At 67.7% G+C, this 23,168-nt stretch carries 22 protein-coding genes; 16 read left to right on the forward strand and 6 right to left on the reverse strand.

All coding sequences use genetic code 11. The features are described from left to right. Positions 1–21 precede the first annotated feature (21 nt). The 4 genes from G9373_RS21475 to hutG are packed head-to-tail and all read left to right on the forward strand — an operon-like array spanning position 22 to position 5,424. Positions 22–1,458 carry a cytosine permease gene (locus G9373_RS21475; protein WP_005568936.1) on the forward strand — a complete coding sequence of 479 codons (1,437 nt, stop codon included), beginning with the start codon at positions 22–24 and terminating at the stop codon, positions 1,456–1,458. Between the two features lie 59 nt (positions 1,459–1,517). Further along, the gene (gene hutU / locus G9373_RS21480; RefSeq protein ID WP_061042292.1) at positions 1,518–3,194 is read left to right on the forward strand and encodes a urocanate hydratase; all 1,677 of its coding nucleotides are present in this window, start codon (positions 1,518–1,520) and stop codon (positions 3,192–3,194) included. 47 nt (positions 3,195–3,241) lie between these two features. After that, entirely contained in the window at positions 3,242–4,465 is a 1,224-nt protein-coding gene (gene hutI, locus G9373_RS21485; protein ID WP_133986065.1) for an imidazolonepropionase, read from the forward strand. Continuing rightward, a complete protein-coding gene (hutG, locus tag G9373_RS21490; protein WP_133986064.1) occupies positions 4,462–5,424 on the forward strand; it encodes a formimidoylglutamase in 963 nt (320 codons plus the stop codon). The genes hutI and hutG overlap by 4 nt, the downstream gene beginning before the upstream one ends. Positions 5,425–5,444: 20 nt before the next feature. Here the strand turns inward: hutG and G9373_RS21495 are convergent, their stop codons facing one another. Further along, positions 5,445–6,278: an alpha/beta hydrolase gene (locus tag G9373_RS21495; protein WP_120659740.1), complete on the reverse strand. Its 834-nt coding sequence runs from the start codon at positions 6,276–6,278 to the stop codon at positions 5,445–5,447. Between the two features lie 232 nt (positions 6,279–6,510). Here G9373_RS21495 and G9373_RS21500 point away from each other — a divergent pair, with 232 nt between their 5' ends. Beyond that, entirely contained in the window at positions 6,511–6,714 is a 204-nt protein-coding gene (locus G9373_RS21500; RefSeq protein WP_005244612.1) for a cold-shock protein, read from the forward strand. A gap of 125 nt (positions 6,715–6,839) precedes the next feature. Here the strand turns inward: G9373_RS21500 and G9373_RS21505 are convergent, their stop codons facing one another. Beyond that, positions 6,840–7,217, reverse strand: a complete 378-nt coding sequence (locus G9373_RS21505) for a hypothetical protein (RefSeq protein WP_120659741.1) — start codon at positions 7,215–7,217, stop codon at positions 6,840–6,842. 183 nt (positions 7,218–7,400) lie between these two features. Between G9373_RS21505 and G9373_RS21510 the strand changes: the two genes are divergently transcribed. Genes G9373_RS21510 through G9373_RS21520 form a run of 3 tightly spaced genes read left to right on the forward strand, consistent with a single transcriptional unit; the run spans position 7,401 to position 10,413 of the window. Continuing rightward, a complete protein-coding gene (locus tag G9373_RS21510) occupies positions 7,401–8,552 on the forward strand; it encodes an acyl-CoA dehydrogenase family protein (protein WP_120659742.1) in 1,152 nt (383 codons plus the stop codon). A 12-nt stretch (positions 8,553–8,564) separates the two neighbouring features. Further along, positions 8,565–9,713 carry a CoA transferase gene (locus G9373_RS21515; protein WP_120659743.1) on the forward strand — a complete coding sequence of 383 codons (1,149 nt, stop codon included), beginning with the start codon at positions 8,565–8,567 and terminating at the stop codon, positions 9,711–9,713. Positions 9,714–9,750: 37 nt separating this feature from the next. Then, entirely contained in the window at positions 9,751–10,413 is a 663-nt protein-coding gene (locus G9373_RS21520; protein WP_054246009.1) for a helix-turn-helix domain-containing protein, read from the forward strand. A 7-nt stretch (positions 10,414–10,420) separates the two neighbouring features. On the opposite strand, the gene G9373_RS21525 is transcribed toward G9373_RS21520, so the two are convergent. Continuing rightward, positions 10,421–11,311: a LysR family transcriptional regulator gene (locus tag G9373_RS21525; protein WP_005571950.1), complete on the reverse strand. Its 891-nt coding sequence runs from the start codon at positions 11,309–11,311 to the stop codon at positions 10,421–10,423. A 205-nt stretch (positions 11,312–11,516) separates the two neighbouring features. On the opposite strand from G9373_RS21525, the gene G9373_RS21530 reads away from it, so the two are divergent. From G9373_RS21530 to G9373_RS21540, 3 genes are read left to right on the forward strand one after another with little or no spacing between them, the layout of a single operon-like run. After that, positions 11,517–12,992 carry a sodium:solute symporter gene (locus G9373_RS21530; RefSeq protein ID WP_005258664.1) on the forward strand — a complete coding sequence of 492 codons (1,476 nt, stop codon included), beginning with the start codon at positions 11,517–11,519 and terminating at the stop codon, positions 12,990–12,992. A gap of 48 nt (positions 12,993–13,040) precedes the next feature. After that, positions 13,041–13,670, forward strand: coding sequence for a TetR/AcrR family transcriptional regulator (locus G9373_RS21535; RefSeq protein WP_120661333.1), 630 nt, complete (start codon positions 13,041–13,043; stop codon positions 13,668–13,670). Next, a complete protein-coding gene (locus G9373_RS21540) occupies positions 13,667–14,626 on the forward strand; it encodes a C-terminal binding protein (protein ID WP_005571954.1) in 960 nt (319 codons plus the stop codon). The genes G9373_RS21535 and G9373_RS21540 overlap by 4 nt, the downstream gene beginning before the upstream one ends. Positions 14,627–14,655: 29 nt before the next feature. On the opposite strand, the gene G9373_RS21545 is transcribed toward G9373_RS21540, so the two are convergent. After that, positions 14,656–15,438, reverse strand: a complete 783-nt coding sequence (locus G9373_RS21545) for a class II aldolase/adducin family protein (protein ID WP_005571956.1) — start codon at positions 15,436–15,438, stop codon at positions 14,656–14,658. Positions 15,439–15,795: 357 nt separating this feature from the next. On the opposite strand from G9373_RS21545, the gene G9373_RS21550 reads away from it, so the two are divergent. Further along, positions 15,796–17,331 (forward strand): acetyl-CoA hydrolase/transferase family protein, encoded by a 1,536-nt coding sequence (locus G9373_RS21550; RefSeq protein ID WP_054246013.1) that lies wholly within the window; start codon positions 15,796–15,798, stop codon positions 17,329–17,331. A gap of 36 nt (positions 17,332–17,367) precedes the next feature. Here G9373_RS21550 and G9373_RS21555 read toward each other — a convergent pair whose 3' ends face one another. Beyond that, positions 17,368–17,952 (reverse strand): TetR/AcrR family transcriptional regulator, encoded by a 585-nt coding sequence (locus G9373_RS21555; RefSeq protein ID WP_005258658.1) that lies wholly within the window; start codon positions 17,950–17,952, stop codon positions 17,368–17,370. Positions 17,953–18,049: 97 nt separating this feature from the next. Here G9373_RS21555 and G9373_RS21560 point away from each other — a divergent pair, with 97 nt between their 5' ends. The 3 genes from G9373_RS21560 to G9373_RS21570 all read left to right on the forward strand — a co-directional run bounded on the left by G9373_RS21560 (position 18,050) and on the right by G9373_RS21570 (position 21,625). Then, the gene (locus G9373_RS21560) at positions 18,050–19,447 is read left to right on the forward strand and encodes a cytochrome P450 (RefSeq protein ID WP_120659745.1); all 1,398 of its coding nucleotides are present in this window, start codon (positions 18,050–18,052) and stop codon (positions 19,445–19,447) included. A gap of 71 nt (positions 19,448–19,518) precedes the next feature. Next, positions 19,519–21,042 carry an MFS transporter gene (locus G9373_RS21565; protein WP_120659746.1) on the forward strand — a complete coding sequence of 508 codons (1,524 nt, stop codon included), beginning with the start codon at positions 19,519–19,521 and terminating at the stop codon, positions 21,040–21,042. Then, a complete protein-coding gene (locus G9373_RS21570) occupies positions 21,032–21,625 on the forward strand; it encodes a TetR family transcriptional regulator (RefSeq protein ID WP_120659747.1) in 594 nt (197 codons plus the stop codon). The genes G9373_RS21565 and G9373_RS21570 overlap by 11 nt, the downstream gene beginning before the upstream one ends. Before the next feature lie 10 nt (positions 21,626–21,635). On the opposite strand, the gene lhgO is transcribed toward G9373_RS21570, so the two are convergent. Further along, positions 21,636–22,841 carry an L-2-hydroxyglutarate oxidase gene (gene lhgO / locus G9373_RS21575; RefSeq protein ID WP_133986063.1) on the reverse strand — a complete coding sequence of 402 codons (1,206 nt, stop codon included), beginning with the start codon at positions 22,839–22,841 and terminating at the stop codon, positions 21,636–21,638. 42 nt (positions 22,842–22,883) lie between these two features. Here lhgO and G9373_RS21580 point away from each other — a divergent pair, with 42 nt between their 5' ends. Continuing rightward, positions 22,884–23,156 (forward strand): helix-turn-helix transcriptional regulator, encoded by a 273-nt coding sequence (locus G9373_RS21580; RefSeq protein WP_005244633.1) that lies wholly within the window; start codon positions 22,884–22,886, stop codon positions 23,154–23,156. The last annotated feature ends 12 nt before the right edge of the window (positions 23,157–23,168 follow it).

Below are 23,168 nucleotides of genomic sequence, written 5' to 3' on the forward strand. Positions count from 1 at the left end.
CACAGAGAGACAAACAGGCCTATGACACACGAGGGACCTCCCGAGATCAGCCTCGCGCCGGAGCGTCGCACCATCGACGTCGTTCCGGACGACGAGCGCCACGGATCTCCGCGCAGCCAGTTCACGCTCTGGTTCGGCGCCAACATGCAGATCACCGCGATCGTCGACGGCGCCCTCGCGGTCGTCTTCGGCGCCGACGCGCTGTGGGCCATCGTCGGCCTGCTGATCGGCAATCTCTTCGGCGGTGCCGTCATGGCGCTGCACTCCGCCCAGGGACCGCGCCTCGGCCTGCCCCAGATGATCTCGAGCCGGGCCCAGTTCGGCGTTCTGGGCGCCGTGCTGCCGCTGATCCTCGTCGTCCTGATGTACCTCGGTTTCGCCGCCACCGGCAGCGTGCTCGCAGGTCAGGCCGTGAACGAGATCCTCCACATCGACAACCCGACGGTCGGCATCCTCATCTTCGGCGCGATGACCGCGTTCGTGGCGGTGACCGGATACAAACTCATCCATGTGGTCGGCAAGATCGCGACCGTCGTGGGCATCATCGGATTCACCTACCTCGCGATTCGCCTGTTCGCCGAGTACGACGTGGCCGCGTTCGTCGGGAACAAGGGCTTCGACATCGTCACGTTCCTCCTCGCGATCTCGCTCGGCGCCGGCTGGCAGCTGACGTTCGGACCGTACGTCGCGGACTACTCCCGCTACCTGCCGCGCTCGACGAGCGAGCGCAAGACGTTCTGGTCGACGTTCGCGGGCAGCGTGATCGGCTCGCAGTGGTCGATGACGCTGGGCGCACTCGTCGCCGCCGTGGCCGGCGATGCGTTCCTCAGCGACCAGGTCGGCTTCATCGGCGAACTCGCCGGACCCGCCGCGATCGCCCTGATGATCTACCTGGTGATCCTGGTCGGGAAGCTCACCGTCAACTGCCTCAACGCCTACGGCGGATTCATGTCGATCCTCACCACGGTGACCGCCTTCAACGGACAGTCGCGCATCTCGTCCCGGGCCCGCACCCTGTACATCATCGGGTTCGTCGCGATCTCGATGCTCATCGCGATCGGCGCCAGCGCCGACTTCCTCAACAACTTCAAGAACTTCGTCCTCGTGCTGCTGATGGTCTTCACCCCCTGGAGCGCCATCAACCTGATCGACTACTACCTCATCTCCAAGGAGCGCGTGGACATTCCGGCGCTGTACGACCCGGCGGGCCGCTACGGCCGCTGGAACAAGACGGCGATGATCTGTTACACCGTCGGCGTTCTCGCGCAGATCCCATTCCTCGCCCAGAAGCTCTACACCGGACCCGTCACGGAAATGCTGGGCGGCGCGGACATCTCGTGGATCGTCGGCATCGTCTTCACCGGCGCCATCTACTACCCGCTCGCGCGGCGCAGCAGCAACCCACCCCCGTCGATGATCTATCCGGCCAGTACCGCCATGGCGGATTCGCGACTGTGAATCACGCTGACACCCAGACTTTTCCCTCTTCCTCGTTCGACCATCAAGGAGTACACGACATGACCACCACGACGCCTCCGGTTTCCGGACCCCGCCACGTGTCGGCGCCCCGCGGCACCGAACTGACGACACTCGGCTGGCAGCAAGAAGGCGCCCTGCGCATGCTGATGAACAACCTCGACCCCGAGGTCGCCGAGCATCCCGACTCCCTCGTCGTCTACGGCGGCACCGGCAAGGCCGCGCGCAGCTGGGAGGCGTTCGACGCGATGGTCCGGACGTTGAAGACCCTGAAGTCCGACGAGACGATGCTGGTGCAGTCCGGAAAGCCGGTGGGCGTGTTCCGCACCAGCGAGTGGGCGCCCCGAGTCCTCCTCGCGAACTCGAACCTGGTGGGCGACTGGGCCAACTGGGAGGAGTTCCGCAAGCTCGACGCCCTCGGCCTGATCATGTACGGGCAGATGACGGCCGGGTCGTGGATCTACATCGGCACGCAGGGCATCCTGCAGGGCACGTACGAGACGTTCGGCGCGGTGGGCCGGAAGCGCTTCGGCGGTTCGCTCGCGGGCACCATCACGCTGACGGCCGGGCTCGGCGGCATGGGCGGCGCCCAGCCCCTCGCCGTGACGATGAACGACGGCGTCGCGATCTGCGTCGACTGCGACGTCACCCGCATCGACCGCCGGATCGCGCACAAGTACCTCGACACCAAGGCCACCGACATCCACGACGCCCTGCGTCTCGCGATCGAGGCCCGCGACGCGAAGCGCCCGCTGTCGATCGGCCTCGAAGGCAACGCCGCGGAGATCTTCCCCGAACTGCTCGCCATGAACGCCCCCATCGACATCGTCACCGACCAGACGTCGGCACACGACCCGCTGTCGTACCTGCCGCTCGGGGTCGATTTCGCCGACATGAAGGCGATGGCCGACAAGGACCCGGTGAAGTTCACCGAGGACTCCCGCGCGTCGATGGCACGGCACGTCGCCGCGATGGTCGGCTTCCTCGACAAGGGTGCCGAGGTGTTCGACTACGGCAACTCCATCCGTGACGAGGCCCGCAAGGCCGGCTACTACCGCGCGTTCGACTTCCCCGGATTCGTGCCCGCCTACATCCGTCCGCTGTTCGAGGAGGGCCTCGGCCCGTTCCGCTGGGCCGCGCTGTCGGGTGACCCGAAGGACATCGCCGCCACCGACAAGGCGATCCTCGAACTGTTCCCCGAGAACGAGCACCTGAAGCGCTGGATCACGATGGCGGGCGAGAAGGTGGCGTTCGAGGGTCTGCCCGCCCGGATCTGCTGGCTCGGCTACGGCGAACGGCACAAGGCCGGCCTGAAGTTCAACGAGATGGTGGCGTCCGGCGAACTGTCCGCGCCCGTCGCCATCGGCCGCGACCACCTCGATTCCGGATCCGTCGCCTCCCCGTACCGCGAGACCGAGTCGATGCTCGACGGCTCCGACGCGATCGCCGACTGGCCGCTGCTCAACGCACTCGTCAACACCGCGTCGGGGGCGTCGTGGGTGTCCATCCACCAGGGCGGCGGCGTCGGCATGGGACGGTCCATCCACGCCGGTCAGGTGTGCATCGCGGACGGCACCGACCTGGCGGCCGAGAAGCTGGAGCGGGTCCTGACCAACGATCCCGGCATGGGCGTCATCCGGCACGTCGACGCCGGATACGACCACGCGATCGACGTCGCCAAGGAGCGCGGCGTGCGCGTGCCGATGTCCGAAGGATGACCGCAGGCCCGAGCGACCGTATTTTCGAACCACTGGAAGGAACAGCAGTGACAGCGAACACCTCCCGCTCCACAGTGCTGACCGGCATCGGCACCCTGGTGACCAACGACCCGACAGTGGGGGAAGGTCCGCTCGGGCTGATCCGCGACGCCGCCGTCGTCTTCGACGGCGGCGTGGTGGCCTGGGTCGGCCGCGCCGACTCGGCGCCGGCCGGCGACGTCGGGCACGATCTCGACGGCCGGGCGGTGCTGCCGGGCTTCGTGGAGAGCCACTCGCACCTGGTGTTCGGTGGGGAACGGGCGGAGGAATTCGCGGCGCGCATGGCGGGACAGCCGTACGCGGCGGGTGGCATCCGCAACACGATCGAGGCGACACGGAACGCGACCGACGAACAACTGCAGGCGAACACGCGGCGACTGCTGGACGAGTCCCTGCGGTCGGGCAGCACCACCGTGGAGTGCAAGACCGGGTACGGGCAGACGGTCGAGCACGAACTGCGCAGCACGAGGATCGCGGCGTCCCTCACCGACGAGGTGACGCTGCTCGCCGCTCACGTTCCGCCGCCGGAATACGCGGGGCGGGCCGACGACTACGTCGCCATGGTGTGCGCAGAGATGATCGACGCCTGTGCACCGCAAGCGAAATGGATCGACGTGTTCTGTGAGACCGGCGCGTTCGACCGCGATCAGGCACATGCCGTTCTCACCGCCGGGATGGCGAAGGGGCTGATCCCCCGCGTCCACGGCAACCAGCTCCGCGAGGGACCCGGAGTCCAGCTCGCCGTCGAACTGGGGGCCGCGTCCGTCGACCACGTCTGCTACACCACGCAGGCCGACATCGATGCGCTGGCGCAGAGTTCGACGGTGGCCACGCTCCTGCCCGGCGCGGACTTCTCGACCCGGAACAAGTACCCGGACGCCCGGGCCCTGCTCGACGCAGGTGTCACGGTGGCGCTCGGTGCGGATTGCAACCCCGGCACCAGCTACACCACCAGCCTGCCGTTCTGCATCGCGATCGCGGTGCGGGACATGCACATGACCCCGGACGAAGCCATCTGGGCGGCCACGGCGGGCGGTGCCCGCGCGCTGCAACGTGCCGACGTCGGGGTCCTGCGTCCCGGCGCGCGGGCCGATGCCCTCGCGCTGGACGCGCCGTCGTACCTACACTTGGCCTACCGGCCCGGCGTCCCCCTGGTCAGCGATGTGTGGCGGGGCGGCGAACTCGCCTGGTCCGCTCACACCGGTCACGAGAAAGCGAGGGCCCTGCGATGATGGAGAACCTGTTGATTCCCCCGCCCCCCTGGGTCGGCAGGGTGGACGGCACGTCGAGTCACCACCTCCGCTGGCACCAGGCCGTGACGCCGCTTCACGACGGCGCCGAGCCCGGCGCCTGCGTGCTGATCGGCTTCTCGAGCGACGAGGGCGTGGAGCGGAACAAGGGACGCCGCGGGGCGGCGCGCGGCCCGGACGCGCTGCGGGGCGCGCTGTCGTCGATGGCGCTCGCCGAGCCGCTCCGCGTCTACGACGCCGGCACCGTCGCGGTCACCGACAATCGTCTCGAGGCCGGGCAGATGGCGCTCGGCTCCGTGGTCGCCGCGACGCTCGACGCCGGCCAGTTCCCGGTGGTCCTCGGCGGCGGCCACGAGGTGGCCTACGGGACGTACCTCGGTCTGGCACAGGCAGCCGTCCGCACACCCAAGCGTCGGATCGGGATCCTGAACCTGGACGCCCACTTCGACCTGCGGTCCGATCCGGTCCCCAGTTCGGGCACACCGTTCCGGCAGATCCTCGAACAGGAGCACGCGGCGGGCACCGCCCTGCAGTACTCCGTGCTCGGCATCAGCCAGCCGAGCAACACCACCGCGCTGTTCGACACCGCACGCGGATACGACGTCCGGTACCTCCTGGACGACGACTGCTCGGTCTCCGACCGGCACCGGGTGGCCGTCTTCGTCAGCGAGTTCCTGTCGGACGTCGATCTCGTTTACCTCACCATCGACCTCGACGTCCTTCCCGCCGCCGTCGCACCGGGAGTGAGCGCTCCCGCCGCGTACGGCGTGCCTGCGGAGACGATCCAATTCGTCTGCGACGCCGTCGCCGCCAGTGGCAAGCTCGCCGTGTGCGATGTGGCCGAACTCAATCCGTCGTTCGACATCGACAACCGCACCGCCCGCACCGCGGCCCGGTTGATCCATCGGATCGTCACGAAGCGGGTTCCCATCGTCCGCTGAGGTCGCCCGGAACCGTCCGCTCAGCGCTCCCGCAGCACGGCGCGCAGACGGGTGACGAACGAGGCCGGGTCCTCGGCGAAGCCGATGTGGCCGCCGGGGAACATTGTGGGATCGACGCCCAGTTCGGTGGCGAGCGCCCGCGACGTACGGTCGCAGAGCTGACCACCGGACTCCTCGCCGATCCCGACTACGACGCGGGTGGGGGCCGAGCGCAGGGCGGTGATGTCCGGGCACCAGCGGGTGGTCGGGCGCAGCATGTGCGCGTGCTGGAAGTAGTCGTCGGCCTCGGTCTGCGGATCCCGTTCGCCCGCGAACATCTGCTGGAACACCTCCTCGGGCAGGTGGATGTTCGCCAGGGCCAGGAACTTCCTCCACGCCCCCACGACGTCCCCGGCGAGGTGCGCGTCGATGATGTCGTCGGTCTTCACCCGCAATTGCTCGCGGTCGGCGAGGAGCTCGTCCAGCGGCGGCTCGTGGGCGATCACGGTGTGGACCAGCTCGGGGTGCGCCTGCACGAGCGCGAGCGCGCTGACGGCGCCGCCACTGGAGCCGAACACCACGGCCGGGCCTGCGTCGAGGTGCATCAGGAGACGGGCGAGGTCGTCGGCGCGCATCTCGGGGGTCGAATCGCGGTCGCGGTCGTCGACCGGGCTGCGGTGGATGCCCCGCGGGTCCGTCGTGAGCACGGTGTAGTCGGACGAGAGCAGATCGGCGGCGGGCGCGCAGGAGTCGGCGTCCATCGGGGCGCCGACGAGCACGACGACGGGGCCCGTGCCCCGTACCTCGTAGTACAGCCTGGCACCGGGGACGTCGAGGGTCCGGGCATCGGCGGTGGCGGTCGATGTGGGATTCATCGAGTTCTCCTCGTTCGGGGTGGTGATTCTCGGTCGCAGGTAGGACCGCCGCCGACGGGCAGAATCATCGGTTGTCGAGGAAAATTTCTTCCGCAGACCTGGTACGGCGCCCAGGATCCGAAGGAATCGTGGGCGTACCACTGGAAGCACGCGCGCCTTGATGACAGGATATATCCACGCGAACGGGATCTCGATGTGAGTTCCCGGGCGGCAACTGCAGGGAGTGAACGGTATGGCGCAGGGTGTTGTGAAGTGGTTCAACAGCGAGAAGGGCTTCGGATTCATAGCGCCGGACGACGGCAGCGCGGACGTGTTCGTTCACTACTCCGAGATCTCGGGCAGCGGCTACAAGTCGCTGGAGGAGAACCAGCGGGTGGAATTCGAGGTCGGACAGGGCCAGAAGGGCCCGCAGGCCCAGAATGTCCGGGCCGTCTGACCGACGCCCCGATGACACTGTGACGATGTCGCACATGACACTGTGACGATGTCGCAGATGACACTATGACGACGAGGTCGCACCCGAGCGGTGCGGCCTCGTTGTCGCAGTAGGCCCCGGGACAGCTATCTCGAGAGGCCGAAGCTTCCCACCTGGTTGCCGTTGACGTACACGGACCCGGTGTAGGTCCCGTCTGCGTTGGGGGACATCCTGTCGGTCAGGAAGCCCAGACCCGATGGGCTGTAATCGATGACGGTGTCTCCGTTCCCGTCCTGCGAGGTCGTGCCCGCGAGTCCGGTCAGACCGAACGCGAAGTTGTTGACGACCGTGCCGCCCTGGAACGTCTTGCCCTTCCAGATCAACTCGCCCGCCGGCGCGGTGGTCGTTCCCTGATAGGTGCCGGACGGCACGGCGGCGGGTTCCGCCACGCCCGTCCCCGCGCCGGCGAGAACGGCGCCGATCATCGTTCCTGCGGTGACTATCCCTCGTGCAATCGCGCGCATGATGCCTCCCTCTACCGTGCCGCGCGGGATGTGCGCTGCCCGTGCGGGGTCGAGTACCCGCCTTCCGTGCCGTGGACACCGGCACCCCTGGACAAATCCGACGGTCTCCTTCATAGTCGATATGCCACCAAGTGGCATTGCCCTTTCACTAGGTGGCAATTTGATCTTTCGATAGGAGTTTCCGTGACCGATCAGCTGCTCGATGCCGCCGAGTTCCGCTCCACAGTGCGTGGGTTCGCCAACCGTGAAATCCATCCCGGCGCGGCGTTCCGCGACGAGACGCGGGAGTTCCCGGCGGAGTTGGTGAAGCGACTGGGCGAACAGGACCTGATGGGCATCTCGGTGCCCGAGGAGTTCGGCGGTCTGGGCCTGTCCACGAAGACACAGCTGATTGCCATCGAGGAGGTGGCCCGCACCGACGCCGCCCTCGCCTCGATCTACACCGCGCACTACCTGGGGCTCGAGCCGATCCTCGTCGGCGGAACCGAGGAGCAGAAGCGCCGGTGGCTGCCCCGGCTCGCGTCCGGTGAACTGCTCGCCGGGTTCGCCCTCACCGAACCGGACGCCGGCTCCGACATCGCCTCGATGCGCACCACGGCGCGGCGCGAGGACGACGGGTGGCACCTGTCCGGTTCGAAGACGTACATCTCCAACGCCAAGGAGGCCGATCTGGTCGTCCTCTTCGCCAAGACCGATCCATCTGCCGGCTTCCGCGGCATCACCGCGTTCGTCCTCCCCCAGGGCACCCCCGGCGTGAGTTACTCGGATCCCCAGGACAAGCTGGGCATCCGGTCCGCCCCCACCTACACCGTCTACCTCGACGACGTGGTGCTTCCCCACGACGCCGTGGTGGGAACGGAGGGCCGCGGCGGCAACATCGCGCTCACCGCCCTCAACCGCGCCCGCGTCGACGTGGCGGCGATGGCCAACGGAATCGCCCTGCGCGCTTGGGAACTGGGCCGCTCCTACGCCGCCGAGCGCAAGCAGTTCGGACACCCCATCGCCGAATTCCAGGCGATTCAGCTGCTACTGGGTGCATGCGACGCGCAACTCGTCGCCTCCCGCGTCACCGCGGCCTGGGCGGCGGACGTGAAGGATGCCGGGGCCGACCTGCGCCGCGCCGCGTCCGTGTCGAAGTACGTGGCCACGGAGGCCTGCTTCTCGATCGTCGACCAGACCGTGCAGATTCACGGCGGTGCCGGTTTCATGCGCGAATCCGAAATCGAGCGCCTCTACCGCGACTGCCGGATCCTCCGGATCTTCGAGGGCACCTCGCAGATCCAGTTGCTCACCATCGCCTCCAACGCACCGTCCCCGCGCTCGACCGACTTCTGAGAAGGGCCCGTCATGCCTACGCTGCCTCCCCTCGACGGCATCCGCGTCGTCGATCTCTCCCGCGTCCTGGCCGGACCGTACTGCACGGCGCTGCTCGCGGACGCCGGCGCCGATGTCGTCAAGATCGAACCCGCCGCCGGCGAGGACTCGCGGCACCTGGGCCCGTTCCGCGACGGCGAGAGCATCTATTTCAACGTGCTGAATCGCGGAAAACGCTCGCTGGCACTGAATCTCAAGGACGACGCGGATCGGATGGTGCTGTTCGATCTCCTCGACACGGCGGACGTTCTCGTCGAGAACTTCCGGCCCGGGGTGACCGCCCGGCTCGGCATCGACTACCAGACCGTCCACACCCGCAACCCCCGGCTCGTCTACGCGTCCATCTCCGGCTTCGGGCAGGACGGGCCGCTCGCGGGTTCGGCCGCCTACGACCTCGTCGTGCAGGCGATGTCGGGGGTCATGAGCATCACCGGTTCCCCCGAATCCGGGCCGACCCGGCTCGGCGAATCGTTCGGCGACCTCGTCGCGGGACTGTTCGCGGCGTGGGGCATCAGTTCCGCCCTGGTCGGCACCCGGGAATCGGGTGTGGGGCAACACCTCGACGTCGCCATGTTCGACAGCATGCTGGCCATGCTCCCCACCGCACACAGCCAGTTGCAGGCATCGGGGGTCGCGCCGATGGGCGTGGGTAATCGCCATCCGGTCTCCACCCCGTTCGACACGTACCGGGCGTCGGACGGCCTGTTCGTGCTCGCCGTCGCCAGCCGGTCCGGATTCGAGAAGCTCGCCCACACCATGGACCGTGCAGACCTTCTCGGCGACAATCGTTTCGCCGACGACACGTCCCGCACCGATCACGAACCGGCACTGCGCGCGGAGATCGAGATCTGGGCGAAGGACAAGACGGTCGCCGAGGTGGTCGCGATCCTCGGCGCGGCCGGACTGGCGAGCTCCGAGATCTGGAACGTCGAACAAGCGTTGTCGTCCGAGCAGAGCCGGCACCGCGGACTCGTGGAGTCGTTCGATCATCCGGTCGCGGGAACGATCGACTACGTCCGGCAGCCGGTCGTGTTCGGCGACAGCGCACGCCCCGGGGTCCGCCGCAGCCCACTGCTCGACGAACACCGGCAGCCCCTGCTGTCCGAGATCGCGTCGCGGTAGATTCACGCCGACACCCGCGACCGTCAGGAGACGACCCATGGCCCCCGGAGATGTGACCCGCAGCGCGAGCCGCACCTTCGAACTGCTCGGCGCGATCACCGAGCAGGGCGGGTTGACGCTCGGCGACGCCGCGAAGGCGGCCGGTCTCGCCACCAGTACCGCGCTGCGCCTGATCCGCAGCATGGAGCAGAGCGAGTTCCTGGTCCGCGGCGACGACAACGTCTACCGGGCCGGGCCGCGACTTCTCCAGATCGGCGCCCGGGCGATCAGCGACAACCAGCTGCTGTCCCGGGCCCGGCCCGCGATGGTCGCGATCGCGGAGGAAACCCGCGAATCCACGTACCTGTCGACCCACGGCCCGAAGGGCACCGCCCTGTATCTCGCGCAGATCGAGGGCACCCACGCGATCCGGCACATGGGATGGGTGGGGCAGACGGTGCCGCTCCAGGGCACGGCCGTCGGCGCCGCGCTACTGGGCGACCTGCGCAGCGAGGGGTACGCGATCGCCCACGACACCATCGAGGACCACTCGACGGGTGTGGCGGCCCCGATCTACGACGCGGTGGGGCGGATCGTGGGCGCGCTGAGCGTCGTCGGGCCGACGTTCCGCCTCGACGACGCACTCTGCGCGCAGCACGGTCTGGTTCTCGTCGAGCGTTGCCGTGCGCTGTCGACCGAACTGGGCTCCCCGGCCCCGTGACCAGCGGTCAGCTGCCCATGCTGGTCCGGACCAACTCGCGGAACGTGAGGACCATCGGCTCGCGGGCCCGGCCGCGCCGGTAGATCAGCGAGAACGGCGCCTGATAACCGAACGACGCCGGCAGGATCGGACGCAGCCGGTTCCGGTCCACCCAGTACTCCGCGTAGTGCTCGGGCAGGTATCCGATGTACGCGCCGGACAGCACGAGGATGAGCTGCGCTTCCATGTTCTCCACCGTTGCCGAGGGTTGCGGGAACCCCTGGCGGGCGAGTTCCTGCTCGGACCAGTAGCCGCGGGTCACCATCCGCTGTTGCGTGATGACCTCCGGCGGCACCCGCTTCCTGCTGAACAGCGGGTGCTTGTCGCTGCAGTACAGCCAGTGCTGCTCCCGGTGCAGCGCCTGGGAGACGAGGCCGTTCATCGGTGAGGCGAACGCGCCGACCGCGACGTCGATGCGGTCGTCGAGCACGCCGACCTGCAGTTCGTGCGGCGTCTGGATCTTCAGGTCGAGGTAGACGGCGGGGTGGTCCTTGCTGAACACGCCGATCACGTCGGCGAGCGGCAGGGTGGCGTCGGTGACGGTGGAATCGAGAACCCCGATGGTGAGGGTTCCCCTGAGCTCCCCCTGCAGCGCGGCGCCGTAGCGTTCGAAGCCTTCGAGTTCGCCGAGGATGCGCAGGCATTCCTTGTGGTAGAGCTCGCCCTTGCTGGTGAGACCGAAGCCGCCGCGGCCGCGGTGGCACAGCACGATGCCGAGGTGGCGCTCGAGCTGGCTCATGTAGGTGCTGATCGCGGAGGCGGACAGTCCGAGTTCCTGCTGCGCGGGCGCGAACCCCTGGTGGCGGACGACGGCCGCGAAGATCTGGAGGAGCTTCAGATCGGGCAGCGAGCTGCGCATCGCACTCCTCCGGCGGGATCGAAAACAGGGTGTGAGCTGGCTCGCACCATTACTTCACGATTTTCTGAAGTGATTATTTGTATCAAGTGATTTATTTCACGTCAATGTTCTCCTACCGTCTAGGGCAACGGTCTGACGAGACCGGCACCGACGGGACCACCGCGCCCGTCATCACCGATCCGCTAGGACACGTGAAGGACGCACCATGGACATCACCATCATCCTGATCTACCTGGGCGCAATGCTCGCGTTCGGCTGGTGGGGCAAACGCCGGGCGAGCAACTCCAGCGAATACCTCGTCGCCGGCCGCCGCCTCGGCGGATTCCTCTACACCAGCACGATGGCGGCGGTCGTCATCGGCGGCGCCTCCACCGTCGGTGGCGTCGGCCTCGGATACAAGTACGGCATCTCCGGAATGTGGCTGGTCGTATCGATCGCCGCCGGTGTCCTCCTGCTCAGCCTGCTCTTCGCCGCGCGAATCCAGCGCCTGAAGGTCTACACCGTCTCCGGGATGCTCAAACTCCGGTACGGCATCGACGCCACCGGGGCGTCCGGTCTCGTGATGATGGCCTACACCCTCATGCTCACCGTCACCTCCACGATCGCCTACGCCACCATCTTCAACGTGCTGTTCGGCTTCGACCGGACCCTGTCGGTGGTCCTCGGCGGCCTCATCGTCGTGGCCTACTCCGCGATGGGCGGCATGTGGTCGATCACGCTCACCGACGTCGTCCAGTTCGTCATCAAGACCATCGGCGTCTTCGTCCTGCTCCTCCCGTTCACGTGGAGCAAGGCGGGCGGGTACGCCGGCATCAAGGAGCGCGTGGGCGAACAGGCACTCGGGCTCGGCACCATCGGCACCGGCACCATCATCACGTTCTTCGTCGTCTACACACTCGGCATCCTCATCGGACAGGACATCTGGCAGCGGGTGTTCACCGCGAAGTCGCCGGAGGTCGCACGGTGGGGCGGCGTCACCGCCGGCGTCTACTGCCTGCTGTACGGCGTCGCGGGCGCACTGATCGGGCTGGCCGCGTCGGCCCTCATGCCCGACATCGGTTCGTCCGACGACGTGTACGCCGACGTCGCCGTCCATGTCCTGCCCGTCGGTCTCAGCGGCATCGTCCTCGCCGCCGCGGTGGCCGCGATGATGTCGACCGCGTCCGGCGCGCTGATCGCCACCGCCACGGTCGCCCGGCAGGACGTCCTTCCGCTGGTCGCCCAGATCTTCGGCCGCACACGCCCCGAACTGGACACGTCCGATCCGGAAGCCGACGTGCGCGGCAACCGCCTCTACGTGATCGTGATCGGCCTCGTCAGCATCGTGATCGCCGCGCTCATCAACGACATCGTCTCCGCGCTCACGATCGCCTACGACATCCTGGTCGGCGGGCTCCTCGTCCCCATCCTCGGTGGACTGGTCTGGAAGCGCGCCACGGGAACCGCGGCGATGGCGGCCATGGCAGTGGGCACCGTAGCGACCATCGCGACGATGTTCGTCGTCGGCGACGTCATGGCGAACGAGCCGGTGTACGTCGGACTCGTCAGCGCGCTGGTGGTGTTCGTGGCCACCAGCCTGTTCACCGCACCTACCCCGGCGAACGTGATGTCCGTGTGGAACGCGCGGGTGTCGGGAAAGGCCGAGGAAGACCCGGTACCGGTCCCGGCACCGATAGCCTGAGTGACACCGGCGCACGCGGGTGAGTGCGCACGAGCGGGAGGAAAGAACGTGCCGAAGATCGTCGACCACGACGAGCGGAGACTGGCGCTCGCCGACGCCGTCCTCGCGTTGATCGCCCGGGAGGGGATCTCCGCCGTCACCACGCGAGCGGTGGCGGAGGAGAGCGGGTGGTCGACCGGAGTGTTGAACCACTACTTCGGGTCCCGGCACGAACTGCTCCTCGCTGCGCTTCGCCGGGCCGGCGACATCCAGGGCGACCGGTACCGCACGATTCTCGACGAGGAGGGCGCCGGCCCGATCGAGAAGCTGCGGAACATCACCGCCAGCATCCTGCCGCTCGACGAACGCCGACTGGCGATGACCCGCGTGTTCCTGTTCTTCTACGCGGAGGGCGCGGCCGAGGAAACCGCGCGCGGTGAGATCGCGGCCTTCCTCGCCCGCTGGCGGGGCGTCGTGCGCGAGTCGGTCGTCGCCGCACAGCGGGAGGGCACCGTCTCCGCCGACCTCGACGCGGACGCCGTCACCGTCGCGCTGGTCGCGCTGACCGACGGTCTTGCATTACAGGCCATCCTGGATCCCGTTGTCATGGAAGCGATCAGCGCGGACGACGCGGCAGCCCGCTGCGTCGACGCCGCCGTGCGACGAACCACCGAAGAAGCAGGGGCAGTACGCAGATGACCGACCGCGTCGTCGTCCTCGACGACTTCATTCCGGCCGACGCACTGTCCGATTCGCTTGCCGCCGCAGGTATTTCCGCGGATGTCGTGCACCAGTCCGAGTTCCCGTCCGGCCCGGGCATCATCGCCCTGCTCGTGGGTCCGGAGACCACCGGACTCGAGCCGCGTCACCTGTCGGATCTCCCGGACCTGCGACTGTTGTCGGCCACGTCCGCCGGGTACGACCACCTGCCGGTGTCGGCGGCCCACGAACGCGGTCTCTGGGTCACGCGGGCAGTGGACTACTGCACCGAGGAGGTCGCGGATCATGCGCTCGCGCTCACCCTCGGACTGCTCCGATCCACTCACACCCTCGACCGCTCCGTGCATGCCGGCGGGTGGGACGTCACCGCCGCGCCGCCGCGGCGGATCGCGGGAACAGTGCTGGGCCTCTACGGCTTCGGCCGGATCGCCGGCGCTTTCGCACTGCGCGCCCGAGCCGTGGGGATGACCGTCCTCGTCAGCGGCCGCGGACTGGGCGACCGCGTAGGGGAACTGGCGGCCGAGGGTATCGAGGTGGTCGGGTTCGAGGACCTGCTGCGCCGTTCCGACGTGCTGAGCCTGCACGTTCCCCTGACTCCCGAGACGCAGGGTCTGATCGACGCCCGTGCGCTGTCGACGCTGAAGCGCGGCGGGTATCTGGTGAACGTCTCCCGTGGCGGGCTCGTCGACCACGACGCGCTCGGAGCCGCGCTGCGCGGTGGACACCTCGCCGGTGCGGCCGTCGATGTTCTTCCGAACGAACCTCCCGCACAGGACGATCCGATCCTGCACATCCCGAACCTCGTGATCACCCCGCACGCCGCGTGGTACTCACCGCAGGTCGCGCACACCCTGGCGCAGCAGTCGGCACGCAATGTCGCGGCGGTCCTGACCGGGGCATCCCCGGTGGGAGTCGTTGCCGCACCGGGGATGTGATCGCCCCTGCCAGTCCTCGTGAGCCGCCGTCAGTCCTTGTAGTCAGGGACGGTGCGGTCCAGCATCCGCAGCAGCGCCGCCCACGCCATCTCGTAGGCCTGATCGTCGGTGTAGTCGTCCGTGGCCTCGCCGGCGAACTGGCGGGCGGTGTGCTCGGCGATCTCGGGCGACGGAACGCGCAGTTCACCGGACGCCTGGGCAGCGATCTGGATGTCACACGCCTTCTCCAGATAGAACATTCGCAGAAACGCCTCGGCGGCGGATGCGCCCACGGTGAGCAGTCCGTGATTGCGCAGGATCATCGCGGGGTGGTCGCGGAGGTCCTCGACCAACCGCACACGTTCGGCCGTGTTGAGGGCGATGCCCTCGTAGTCGTGGTAGCCGACCCGGTTGTAGAACTCCATCGAGATCTGGTTCAGCGGCAGCAGTCCGTGCTCCTGCGCGGCCACCGCGCACCCGGCCTTCGTGTGGGTGTGCAGCACGCACTGCGCGTCCGGCCGGGCCTCGTGAATCGCGCCGTGGATCACGAACCCCGCAGGGTTGACGTGATATTCGGACGGTTCGACGAGTTCGCCGTCGAGTCCGATCTTCACCAGGTTGGAGGCGGTGATTTCTTCGAAGAGCAGACCGTACGGGTTGATGAGGAAATGATGTTCGGGCCCGGGAAGCCGGACCGAGACGTGCGTGAAGATGAGGTCGGTCATCTTGAAATGCGCGAGCAGGCGGTACACCGCCGCGAGTTCACGACGCAGTTCCGCCTCGGTCTTCGCCGGGCTCGTTCGGGCCTGCGACGTAACGGTGGGTGCACTCATGCGGGATCTCCTTGATCACCGAAGGGATTTCGGCTTAAATATATCAACTGATTTATTTACATGCCAGCGTTCTGCCGATCCCGTACCCTCCGCCTCTCCATCGGCGTTCTCGCCGAGCTTTCGCACGGGAAGCGCTCGTCGTGTGACCAGAATCACGATATGAGGCGGCCGCGTACGCGATTCGACGGGCGACCTCGCAGAACCGACGAGCGGCGGGCCCGCCGCGACGAACGGTCGCGGACGACGGGCAGTGGCGAACACCGGATGTGATCCGACGAACTTTCGGGTGTTCGGGTCACGCCACTCACTTCTACACTGGCCGCCGTGAGCCTCCAGATCAGTGATCCCGCGTCCCCGTTGCAGTCGAACCGGATACGACATTCGGCGTTTCAGCAGAAGGTGACGTCGGCGGAGGAAGCGGTGAAGGCCATCGGTCCGGGTGACACCGTCGCTGTCAGCGGTTTCGCCAGCGCAGGGACACCCAAGGCGGTCATCCCGGCCTTGGCTGACCGGATTCACTCCGCGCGCGCGGCCGGCGCGAATTTCACCATCGACTTGCTGACCGGGGCGTCCGTGTCGACGGAGACCGAGAAGATGCTCGCCGAGATCGACGGAATCGCCCTGCGGATGCCCTACCAGGCGGAATCCACGGCGCGGCAGAAGATCAACCAGGGGCGGATGGATTACGTCGACATCCACCTGTCGCACGTGGCGCAGCAGGTGTGGGAGGGCTACTACGGCGTGGTGAACGTCGCGGTCGTCGAGGTTTCCGGCATCACCGAGACCGGTGAGCTGATCCCCTCCGCGTCGGTCGGAAACAACAAGACGTGGCTCGACGTCGCGGAGAAAGTCATTCTCGAGGTCAACTCGTGGGTTCCGGACGCGATGGACGGTATCCACGACATCTACTACGGCACAGCGCTGCCCCCGCACCGCCGGCCGATCGAACTCACCGACGTCGAGGACCGCATCGGGCAACCGCATTACCGGGTGGACCCGGCCAAGGTTGTTGCGGTGGTGGAGACGAATGCCCCCGACAGTGCGAGTGCGCTGACGGCGCCGGATGCGGTCAGCGAGGCGATCGCGGCCCACGTGCTGGACTTCTTCGACCACGAGGTGAGGCGTGGCCGGCTCCCGGAGAACACCCTGCTGCCACTGCAGGCGGGCGTCGGAAACGTGGCCAATGCCGTGCTCGGCGGGCTCGATCGCGGCCCGTATCGGGGTTTGACCTGCTATTCCGAGGTCATCCAGGACGGGATGCTGCACTTGATCAAGCACGGCACCGTCCGGTTCGCGTCGGCTACCGCGCTGGCGCTCTCGGAGGCGGGGATCGAGGAGTTGACCTCCAACATCGACTTCTACCGGCAGCACATCCGGCTCCGTCCGCAGGAAATCAGCAACCACCCCGAGGTGGTCCGCCGATTGGGAATCATCGCGATGAACGGGATGTTGGAGGCCGACGTCTACGGGAACGTCAATTCGACGCACGTGATGGGCACCAAGATCATGAACGGCATCGGCGGTTCCGGGGACTTCGCGCGCAACGGGTACCTGTCGATGTTCCTCAGCCCGTCGACGGCGAAGAACGGGGCGATCTCGTCGATCGTCCCGATGACCCCGCACGTCGACCACACCGAACACGACACCCAGGTGCTGGTCACCGAGCAGGGCCTCGCCGACTTGCGGGGGTTGTCGCCGCGCCGGAGGGCACGGGTGATCATCGAGCGCTGTGCGCATCCGGAATTCCGGCCGCTGCTCACCGACTACGTCGAGCGGGCGACGGCCACCCCGGGAGCCGGCCAGACGCCGCACCTGCTCGGGGAGGCGTTCTCGTTCCACCAGCGGTACATCGAGTCCGGCTCGATGCGGCTCCAGGACGGTCCCGCCCGGTAGCCCGGACCCCCGGCAGAGCCGGACGCTGAGCGCGGCTCAGTCGAGCCGCCCACCCAGCATTCCGCGCAGCGAGCGCAGGCAGAGTTCACGTAGCTCACCCTCGGCGATCGACGGGTGATCGAGCCAGTCCATGCACACGGCGCGCACGAAGGCGATCCACCCGCGCACCGCGACGCCGACGAGTTCCCGTTCGCCGTCGGGGGGATCGAGCGCGTCGACGATGCGGCGCTGCTGGGCGTCGAGTTCCCGCTCGACGATGGCCCGGATGTCGGCGTCGGCCGACAGTGCGCCGTGGTTGATGGCCCGGACTCCGTGCCGGTGGCTCGCGACGTGCTCGAAGTACGCGTCGAGGCCGGCCGCGACCTGTTCCTCGACGGGGAGCGTGGAGTCGGGGGCCGTCACCTCGAGCAGTCGTTCGGATTCGCGTTCGACGATCGCGGCGAAGAAATCGCGCTTCGTCGGGAAGTAGTGGTACATCAATCCGCGCGACACCTCGGCGAGTTCCGCGACCTCCTCGATCCACACGTCCTCGTAGGGGCGGTCCGCGAACAGCCGCGCGCCGATGTCGAGCAACTGCGCCCGGCGCTGCTCCGGGGCGAGCCGTCGGCGGGCGCTGGTCATGCCAGTCACCGTACTGCTTGACACCGGTTCAGTAAGGCGTACCTTGCGTACTAGACATCAATTCAGTAACGCAGGCCACATCGACACGGGGGTCGACATGAGCGTCGAATCACTGCACACCACAGCGGAGGCGACCATCCCGCATCCTCGATGGCGGCTTCCCGTCGTCGGCGACGTCTTCGGGATCAGCATCCGCACTCCCGTGCAGAATTCGATGGAGATCGGCAGAAAGCTCGGGCCCATCTTCGAGCGCAACGTCCTCGGCAATCGGTTCGTATTCGCCTCCGGTGCCGACATGGTCGCGGAACTTTCCGACGAATCCCGGTTCGCGAAGCACCTGGCGCCCGGTGTCGCGTCGCTGCGTGAGGTGGGTGGCGACGGGTTGTTCACCGCCTACAACCACGAGCCGAACTGGAGCAAGGCGCACAACCTCCTCGCCCCGGCATTCACCAAATCCGCGATGCGGTCGTATCACCGCACGATGCTGGATGTCGCAGGCGAACTGGCGGAGCACTGGGACGAGCGGGTGGACGGCTCCCCCGTCGACGTCTCCTCCGACATGACGAAGCTGACGCTCGAGACCATCGGCCGCACCGGCTTCAGCTATTCCTTCGACTCGTTCAGACGCGAGCGGCCGCACCCCTTCGTGCAGGCGATGGTCGGAGCGCTGAGCCATTCGCAGCGCACCACGTTCGTGAAGTCCAGCGCGCTCGGGCGCCTGCTGATGCGACGGTCGGATCGACGCAACGTCGCCAACCTCGAACACATGGCCGAGGTCGTCGACGAGGTGATCCGTGCCCGTCGCGACAGCGCCGAGGCCGGCCCCGAGGACCTGCTCGAACTCATGCTGCGGGCAGCGCGGGAGGACGATCCCCATCGGATCGACGAGTTGAACATCCGCCACCAGGTGGTGACGTTCCTGGTCGCGGGGCACGAGACCACCTCCGGCGCACTGTCGTTCGCCCTGTACTATCTGTCGCGACATCCCGACGTCCTCGCGAAGGCGCAGGCGGAGGTCGACGCGGTCTGGGGCGACGAAGAGCCTGCGTTCGAGCAGATCGCGAAACTCCGCTACGTGCGCCGGGTGCTCGACGAATCGTTGCGGCTGTGGCCGACAGCCCCCGCGTACGGCAGGGAGGCGACCGTCGACACCACCCTCGTCGGCAAGTACCCGATGAAGGTTGGCGACTGGGTTCTCGTCCTCATCCCCGCCCTGCACCGCGACCCCGTGTGGGGTGACGATCCCGAGGCGTTCGACCCCGACCATTTCCTGCCCGAGCGCATCCGGTCCCGTCCCGCGCACGTGTACAAGCCGTTCGGGACCGGCGAGCGCGCCTGCATCGGACGACAGTTCGCCCTGCACGAGGCGGTCCTGGTTCTCGGCACGATCCTGCGTCGATACGACATCGTGGGCGACCCGAGCTATCGACTGAAGGTCACCGAGCGGCTCACCCTCATGCCCGAGGGCTTCACACTGCAGCTCCGCCGGCGCTGACCGGTCCCTTGACAGCCACAAAGTGAGAGTTACTATCAAAATATAGTAACTTCCTTTCGAGTGGAGCTGTCATGAGTGAAACGACGGTCATCGAAGTCGCCCCACGCCGCTGGTGGGCGCTCGGAGCCCTGTCCGTGGCCATGCTGACCATCGGTCTCGACATCACGGTCCTGACGGTGGCACTGCCGACACTGGCGGTCGATCTCGGAGCGGACAACTCGCAATTGCAGTGGTTCAGTTCCGCATACACGCTGGTCCTCGCGGCCGCACTGCTTCCTGCGGGTGCGCTCGGCGACCGGTACGGCCGCAAGAAACTCCTGCTCGGCGCCCTCGTCCTGTTCGGTGTCGCGTCGCTGCTCTGCAGTTACGCGACCACGTCGGGTCAACTGATCGCCGGACGCACCCTGCTGGGGCTGGGGGCCGCGGTGATGATGCCGCTGTCGATGGCGGTGCTGCCCGTGCTGTTCCCCGACGCTGGCGAACGGTCGCGGGCACTGACCATCTGGGTGACGTCCACCGCGATCGGCCTGCCCCTCGGCCCGATTCTCGGCGGGTGGTTGCTCGAAAACTTCTGGTGGGGATCGGTGTTCCTGATCAACGTGCCGCTGGTCGTCGTCGGCGCGATCGCCGTCGCGACCCTGGTCCCGGAATCGCGCAGCGAGGAGCAGTCGCCCACCGACTATCTCGGCGCCACACTGTCGTCATTCGGATTACTCTGCCTCACTTACGGTTTCATCAAGGCCGGCCAGGACGGCTGGGGCGACACACTGGCATTGACGTCGATCGCGGCGGCCGTGGTCGTGCTCGGACTGTTCGCGATGTGGGAGCGTCGGTCGCGTCATCCCCTGATCGACACGTCGCTGTTCGCCAGTCCCGGATTCCGCTGGGGCACGATCTTCACGACGCTGGTCAACTTCGGGATGTTCGGGCTGTTCTTCACGGTTCCGCAGTACTTCCAGGCCGTGCTCGGGGTCGACGCGCTGGGTAGCGGCCTCCGTCTGCTGCCGTTGATCGGCGGACTGCTGGTCGGCACCCGGCTCTGCGACCAACTGCTTCGGCGCGCCGGCGCCCGGCCGGTCATCGTCATCGGGTTCGCCCTCCTCACGGCGGGACTCGCGACCGGCGCCCTGACCTCCGTCGATTCCGCGTACTGGGTCACCGCGACATGGATCGCACTCGTCGGCGCGGGAATGGGTTTCGTGATGCCGGCGGCGATGGGTGCGGCCCTGGGCGCACTGTCGGCCGAACGGTCCGGTTCCGGCTCGGCGCTGATCCAGGCGCTGCGGCAGGCAGGCGGAACGATCGGGGTCGCGGTGCTGGGCACCGTGCTCGCCACCCGCTACCGGACCGAACTGGGCGCACTCGACGTGGATCCGGTCCGCGACGGCGTCAACGCCGGCGTCGCGGTGGCCGAGGCGACCGGCGACCCGTCGATGCTCGCGCAGGTCCAGGCGTCGTTCCTGTCCGGGATGGGGCTCATGCTGTGGGTGTGCGCGGGCATCTGCGCCGTCGCGATGGTGCTCGCAGCGCGGTTCACGCCCCGCGATACCCCGGCCCGGGAGCAGGATGAGTCAGAATCGGTACATGTCCATTGACGCTCGACCAGGCCTGCGGGAGCGGAAGAAGGCGCGCACCCGGCTGACCATCCGTTCCGAGGCGTTTCGGTTGTTCCGTGAACAGGGCTACGCCGAAACCACGATCGAGCAGATCGCGGAGGCGGCGGACGTGTCGCCGAGCACGTTCTTCCGCTACTTCCCCACCAAGGAACAACTGGTGCTCGCCGACGACCTCGACCCGGTCATGATCGAGGCGATCGAAGCGCAACCGCCGGACGTCCCGCTGATCACCGCATTCCGGAAGGCGGCCGAGTCCGTGTTGGCCGGCCTGTCCCAGGCAGACTTGGACTTCGAGCGGAAGCGTCAGGAACTGCTGTACTCGGTCCCGGAACTTCGCGGTGCCATCATGCAGGAAATGGTGCGCAGCATCGACATGATCGCGGGTGTCATGGCGCGCAGGGTCGGACGCACCGCCGACGACTTCGAGGTCCGCGCGCTCGCCGGGGCGATCGTCGGGGTCATCCTCGGTGTGGTCGATCTGCTTCCCGGTGATCTGCCACTCGCCCTGCGCGCACTGGAGTTCCTCGAGGACGGGTTGCCGCTCGGGCGTGCCACGTCGTAGACCCGGCAGGTCACGCGGTCGCGCGGGCGATGACCTCCGTCACGACGTGTTCCGCGATGGCGAGGGACGACGTCGCACCCGGTGAGGGCGCGTTCCGGACGTGAACGACGCGTCCCGCCCCGGTGATGACGAAGTCGTCCTCGAGGCTGCCGTCGGCGTTCATCGCCTGAGCGCGGATGCCCCGGGGTCCGCGGGTGACGTCGGAGCGGCGCACGTCGGGCACGTACTTCTGCGCCTCCTTCACGAACTGTCCCGTGCTGAAGACGGTGCGGGCCTCGCGGACTGCCGCCGCGGTGTTGTGCACGGCGAACCGCCAGAACCCGGGAAACCCGACCGCCGACATCACGTCCGACGCCGACCACCCCCGACGGTCGTATGCCTCCCGCCCGAAGGCGAGAAAGGCGTTCGGTCCGAGCATGATTCGCCCGTCGATCCTCTTGGTCAGGTGGACGCCGAGGAACGGGTACCGCGGGTCCGGAACCGGGTAGATCAGCCCCTTCACGAGCGAGGACCGCTCGGGCTCGAGCAGGAAGTAGTCGCCGAAGAAGGGCACCACCCGAGGTGATCGCGGTTCACCCGACATCAGTGCCACCCGGTCGGACTGCAGTCCCGCGCACGTGACCACCAGGTCGAAGGCCTCACGGCCCTGCCGGGTGGTGACCACCGTTTCCGCGGTCCGGCTGTCCAGGCCCACGACCTCCCGGCCGAGGAGGACGCGTCCGCCCGCGGCGGCGATGTCCGCGGCGAGAGCCTCCGCGACCGCCACGTAGTCGATGATCGCGGTGTGCGGCGAGTGCACGGCGGCGACGCCGCGTGCGTGCGGTTCGATCTCGGGGATCTCCTCCCCCGGGACCTTGCGGATGCCGGGGACGCCGTTGGCCACCGCTCTGTCGAAGATGGCGTCCATCCGCGCCACTTCGGACGAGTCGTGGGCGACCACCACTTTGCCGCATTCCTCGTAGGCCACACCCTTGTTCTCCGCGTACTGCTGCAGGAGGGTGACGCCACGGCGGCACAGGCGCGCTTTCAGGCTGCCCGGCGGGTAGTACAGGCCGGCGTGGACGACGCCGCTGTTGTGGCCGGTCTGGTGGGCCGCGACCCGCGATTCCTTCTCGAACAGCGTTACCTCGACGCTGTCCATCCGGTGCAGAAGTTCCCGGGCGACCGCCAGACCGATGATGCCGCCGCCGATGACGGCCGCACGAACCTTCGCCATGAGCACCCCTCCGTATACCGTTCTCGAGATATCATCGATGGTATGTCGACCACCCCTCGACGCACGTCTTTTCCCGGACTGGAGCACCTGTCCGATCGGCGTCGAGCGCTGCTGGACGAGCTCGTCAGCACTCGCCGCGAGCGCGGTCTGACGCAGACGGAGATCGCCGCCCACATGGGCACGTCGCAGTCGGCCGTGGCCCGGCTCGAACGCGGCGACGTCGACCCCCGCCTGTCGACGCTCGAACGGTATGCGGAGGCCGTGGGCCGGACGGTCGACTGGACGATCTCAGCGCACCGGGAGTCATCACCATGATCTGGCCACCAC

The sequence above is a fragment of the Rhodococcus sp. A14 genome (assembly GCF_011603105.1).
GTDB classification, from domain to species: Bacteria; Actinomycetota; Actinomycetes; order Mycobacteriales; family Mycobacteriaceae; genus Rhodococcus_F; species Rhodococcus_F opacus.

Excerpts from the sequence above, each read along its gene's own strand:
- G9373_RS21475 (WP_005568936.1), top strand. The coding sequence starts at position 22 with ATGACACACGAGGGACCTCCCGAGATCAGCCTCGCGCCGGAGCGTCGC.
- hutU (WP_061042292.1), top strand. The coding sequence starts at position 1,518 with ATGACCACCACGACGCCTCCGGTTTCCGGACCCCGCCACGTGTCGGCG.
- hutG (WP_133986064.1), top strand. The coding sequence starts at position 4,462 with ATGATGGAGAACCTGTTGATTCCCCCGCCCCCCTGGGTCGGCAGGGTG.
- G9373_RS21495 (WP_120659740.1), bottom strand. The coding sequence starts at position 6,278 with ATGAATCCCACATCGACCGCCACCGCCGATGCCCGGACCCTCGACGTC.
- G9373_RS21500 (WP_005244612.1), top strand. The coding sequence starts at position 6,511 with ATGGCGCAGGGTGTTGTGAAGTGGTTCAACAGCGAGAAGGGCTTCGGA.
- G9373_RS21505 (WP_120659741.1), bottom strand. The coding sequence starts at position 7,217 with ATGCGCGCGATTGCACGAGGGATAGTCACCGCAGGAACGATGATCGGC.
- G9373_RS21515 (WP_120659743.1), top strand. The coding sequence starts at position 8,565 with ATGCCTACGCTGCCTCCCCTCGACGGCATCCGCGTCGTCGATCTCTCC.
- G9373_RS21520 (WP_054246009.1), top strand. The coding sequence starts at position 9,751 with ATGGCCCCCGGAGATGTGACCCGCAGCGCGAGCCGCACCTTCGAACTG.
- G9373_RS21525 (WP_005571950.1), bottom strand. The coding sequence starts at position 11,311 with ATGCGCAGCTCGCTGCCCGATCTGAAGCTCCTCCAGATCTTCGCGGCC.
- G9373_RS21530 (WP_005258664.1), top strand. The coding sequence starts at position 11,517 with ATGGACATCACCATCATCCTGATCTACCTGGGCGCAATGCTCGCGTTC.
- G9373_RS21540 (WP_005571954.1), top strand. The coding sequence starts at position 13,667 with ATGACCGACCGCGTCGTCGTCCTCGACGACTTCATTCCGGCCGACGCA.
- G9373_RS21545 (WP_005571956.1), bottom strand. The coding sequence starts at position 15,438 with ATGAGTGCACCCACCGTTACGTCGCAGGCCCGAACGAGCCCGGCGAAG.
- G9373_RS21555 (WP_005258658.1), bottom strand. The coding sequence starts at position 17,952 with ATGACCAGCGCCCGCCGACGGCTCGCCCCGGAGCAGCGCCGGGCGCAG.
- G9373_RS21560 (WP_120659745.1), top strand. The coding sequence starts at position 18,050 with ATGAGCGTCGAATCACTGCACACCACAGCGGAGGCGACCATCCCGCAT.
- G9373_RS21565 (WP_120659746.1), top strand. The coding sequence starts at position 19,519 with ATGAGTGAAACGACGGTCATCGAAGTCGCCCCACGCCGCTGGTGGGCG.
- G9373_RS21570 (WP_120659747.1), top strand. The coding sequence starts at position 21,032 with ATGTCCATTGACGCTCGACCAGGCCTGCGGGAGCGGAAGAAGGCGCGC.
- lhgO (WP_133986063.1), bottom strand. The coding sequence starts at position 22,841 with ATGGCGAAGGTTCGTGCGGCCGTCATCGGCGGCGGCATCATCGGTCTG.
- G9373_RS21580 (WP_005244633.1), top strand. The coding sequence starts at position 22,884 with ATGTCGACCACCCCTCGACGCACGTCTTTTCCCGGACTGGAGCACCTG.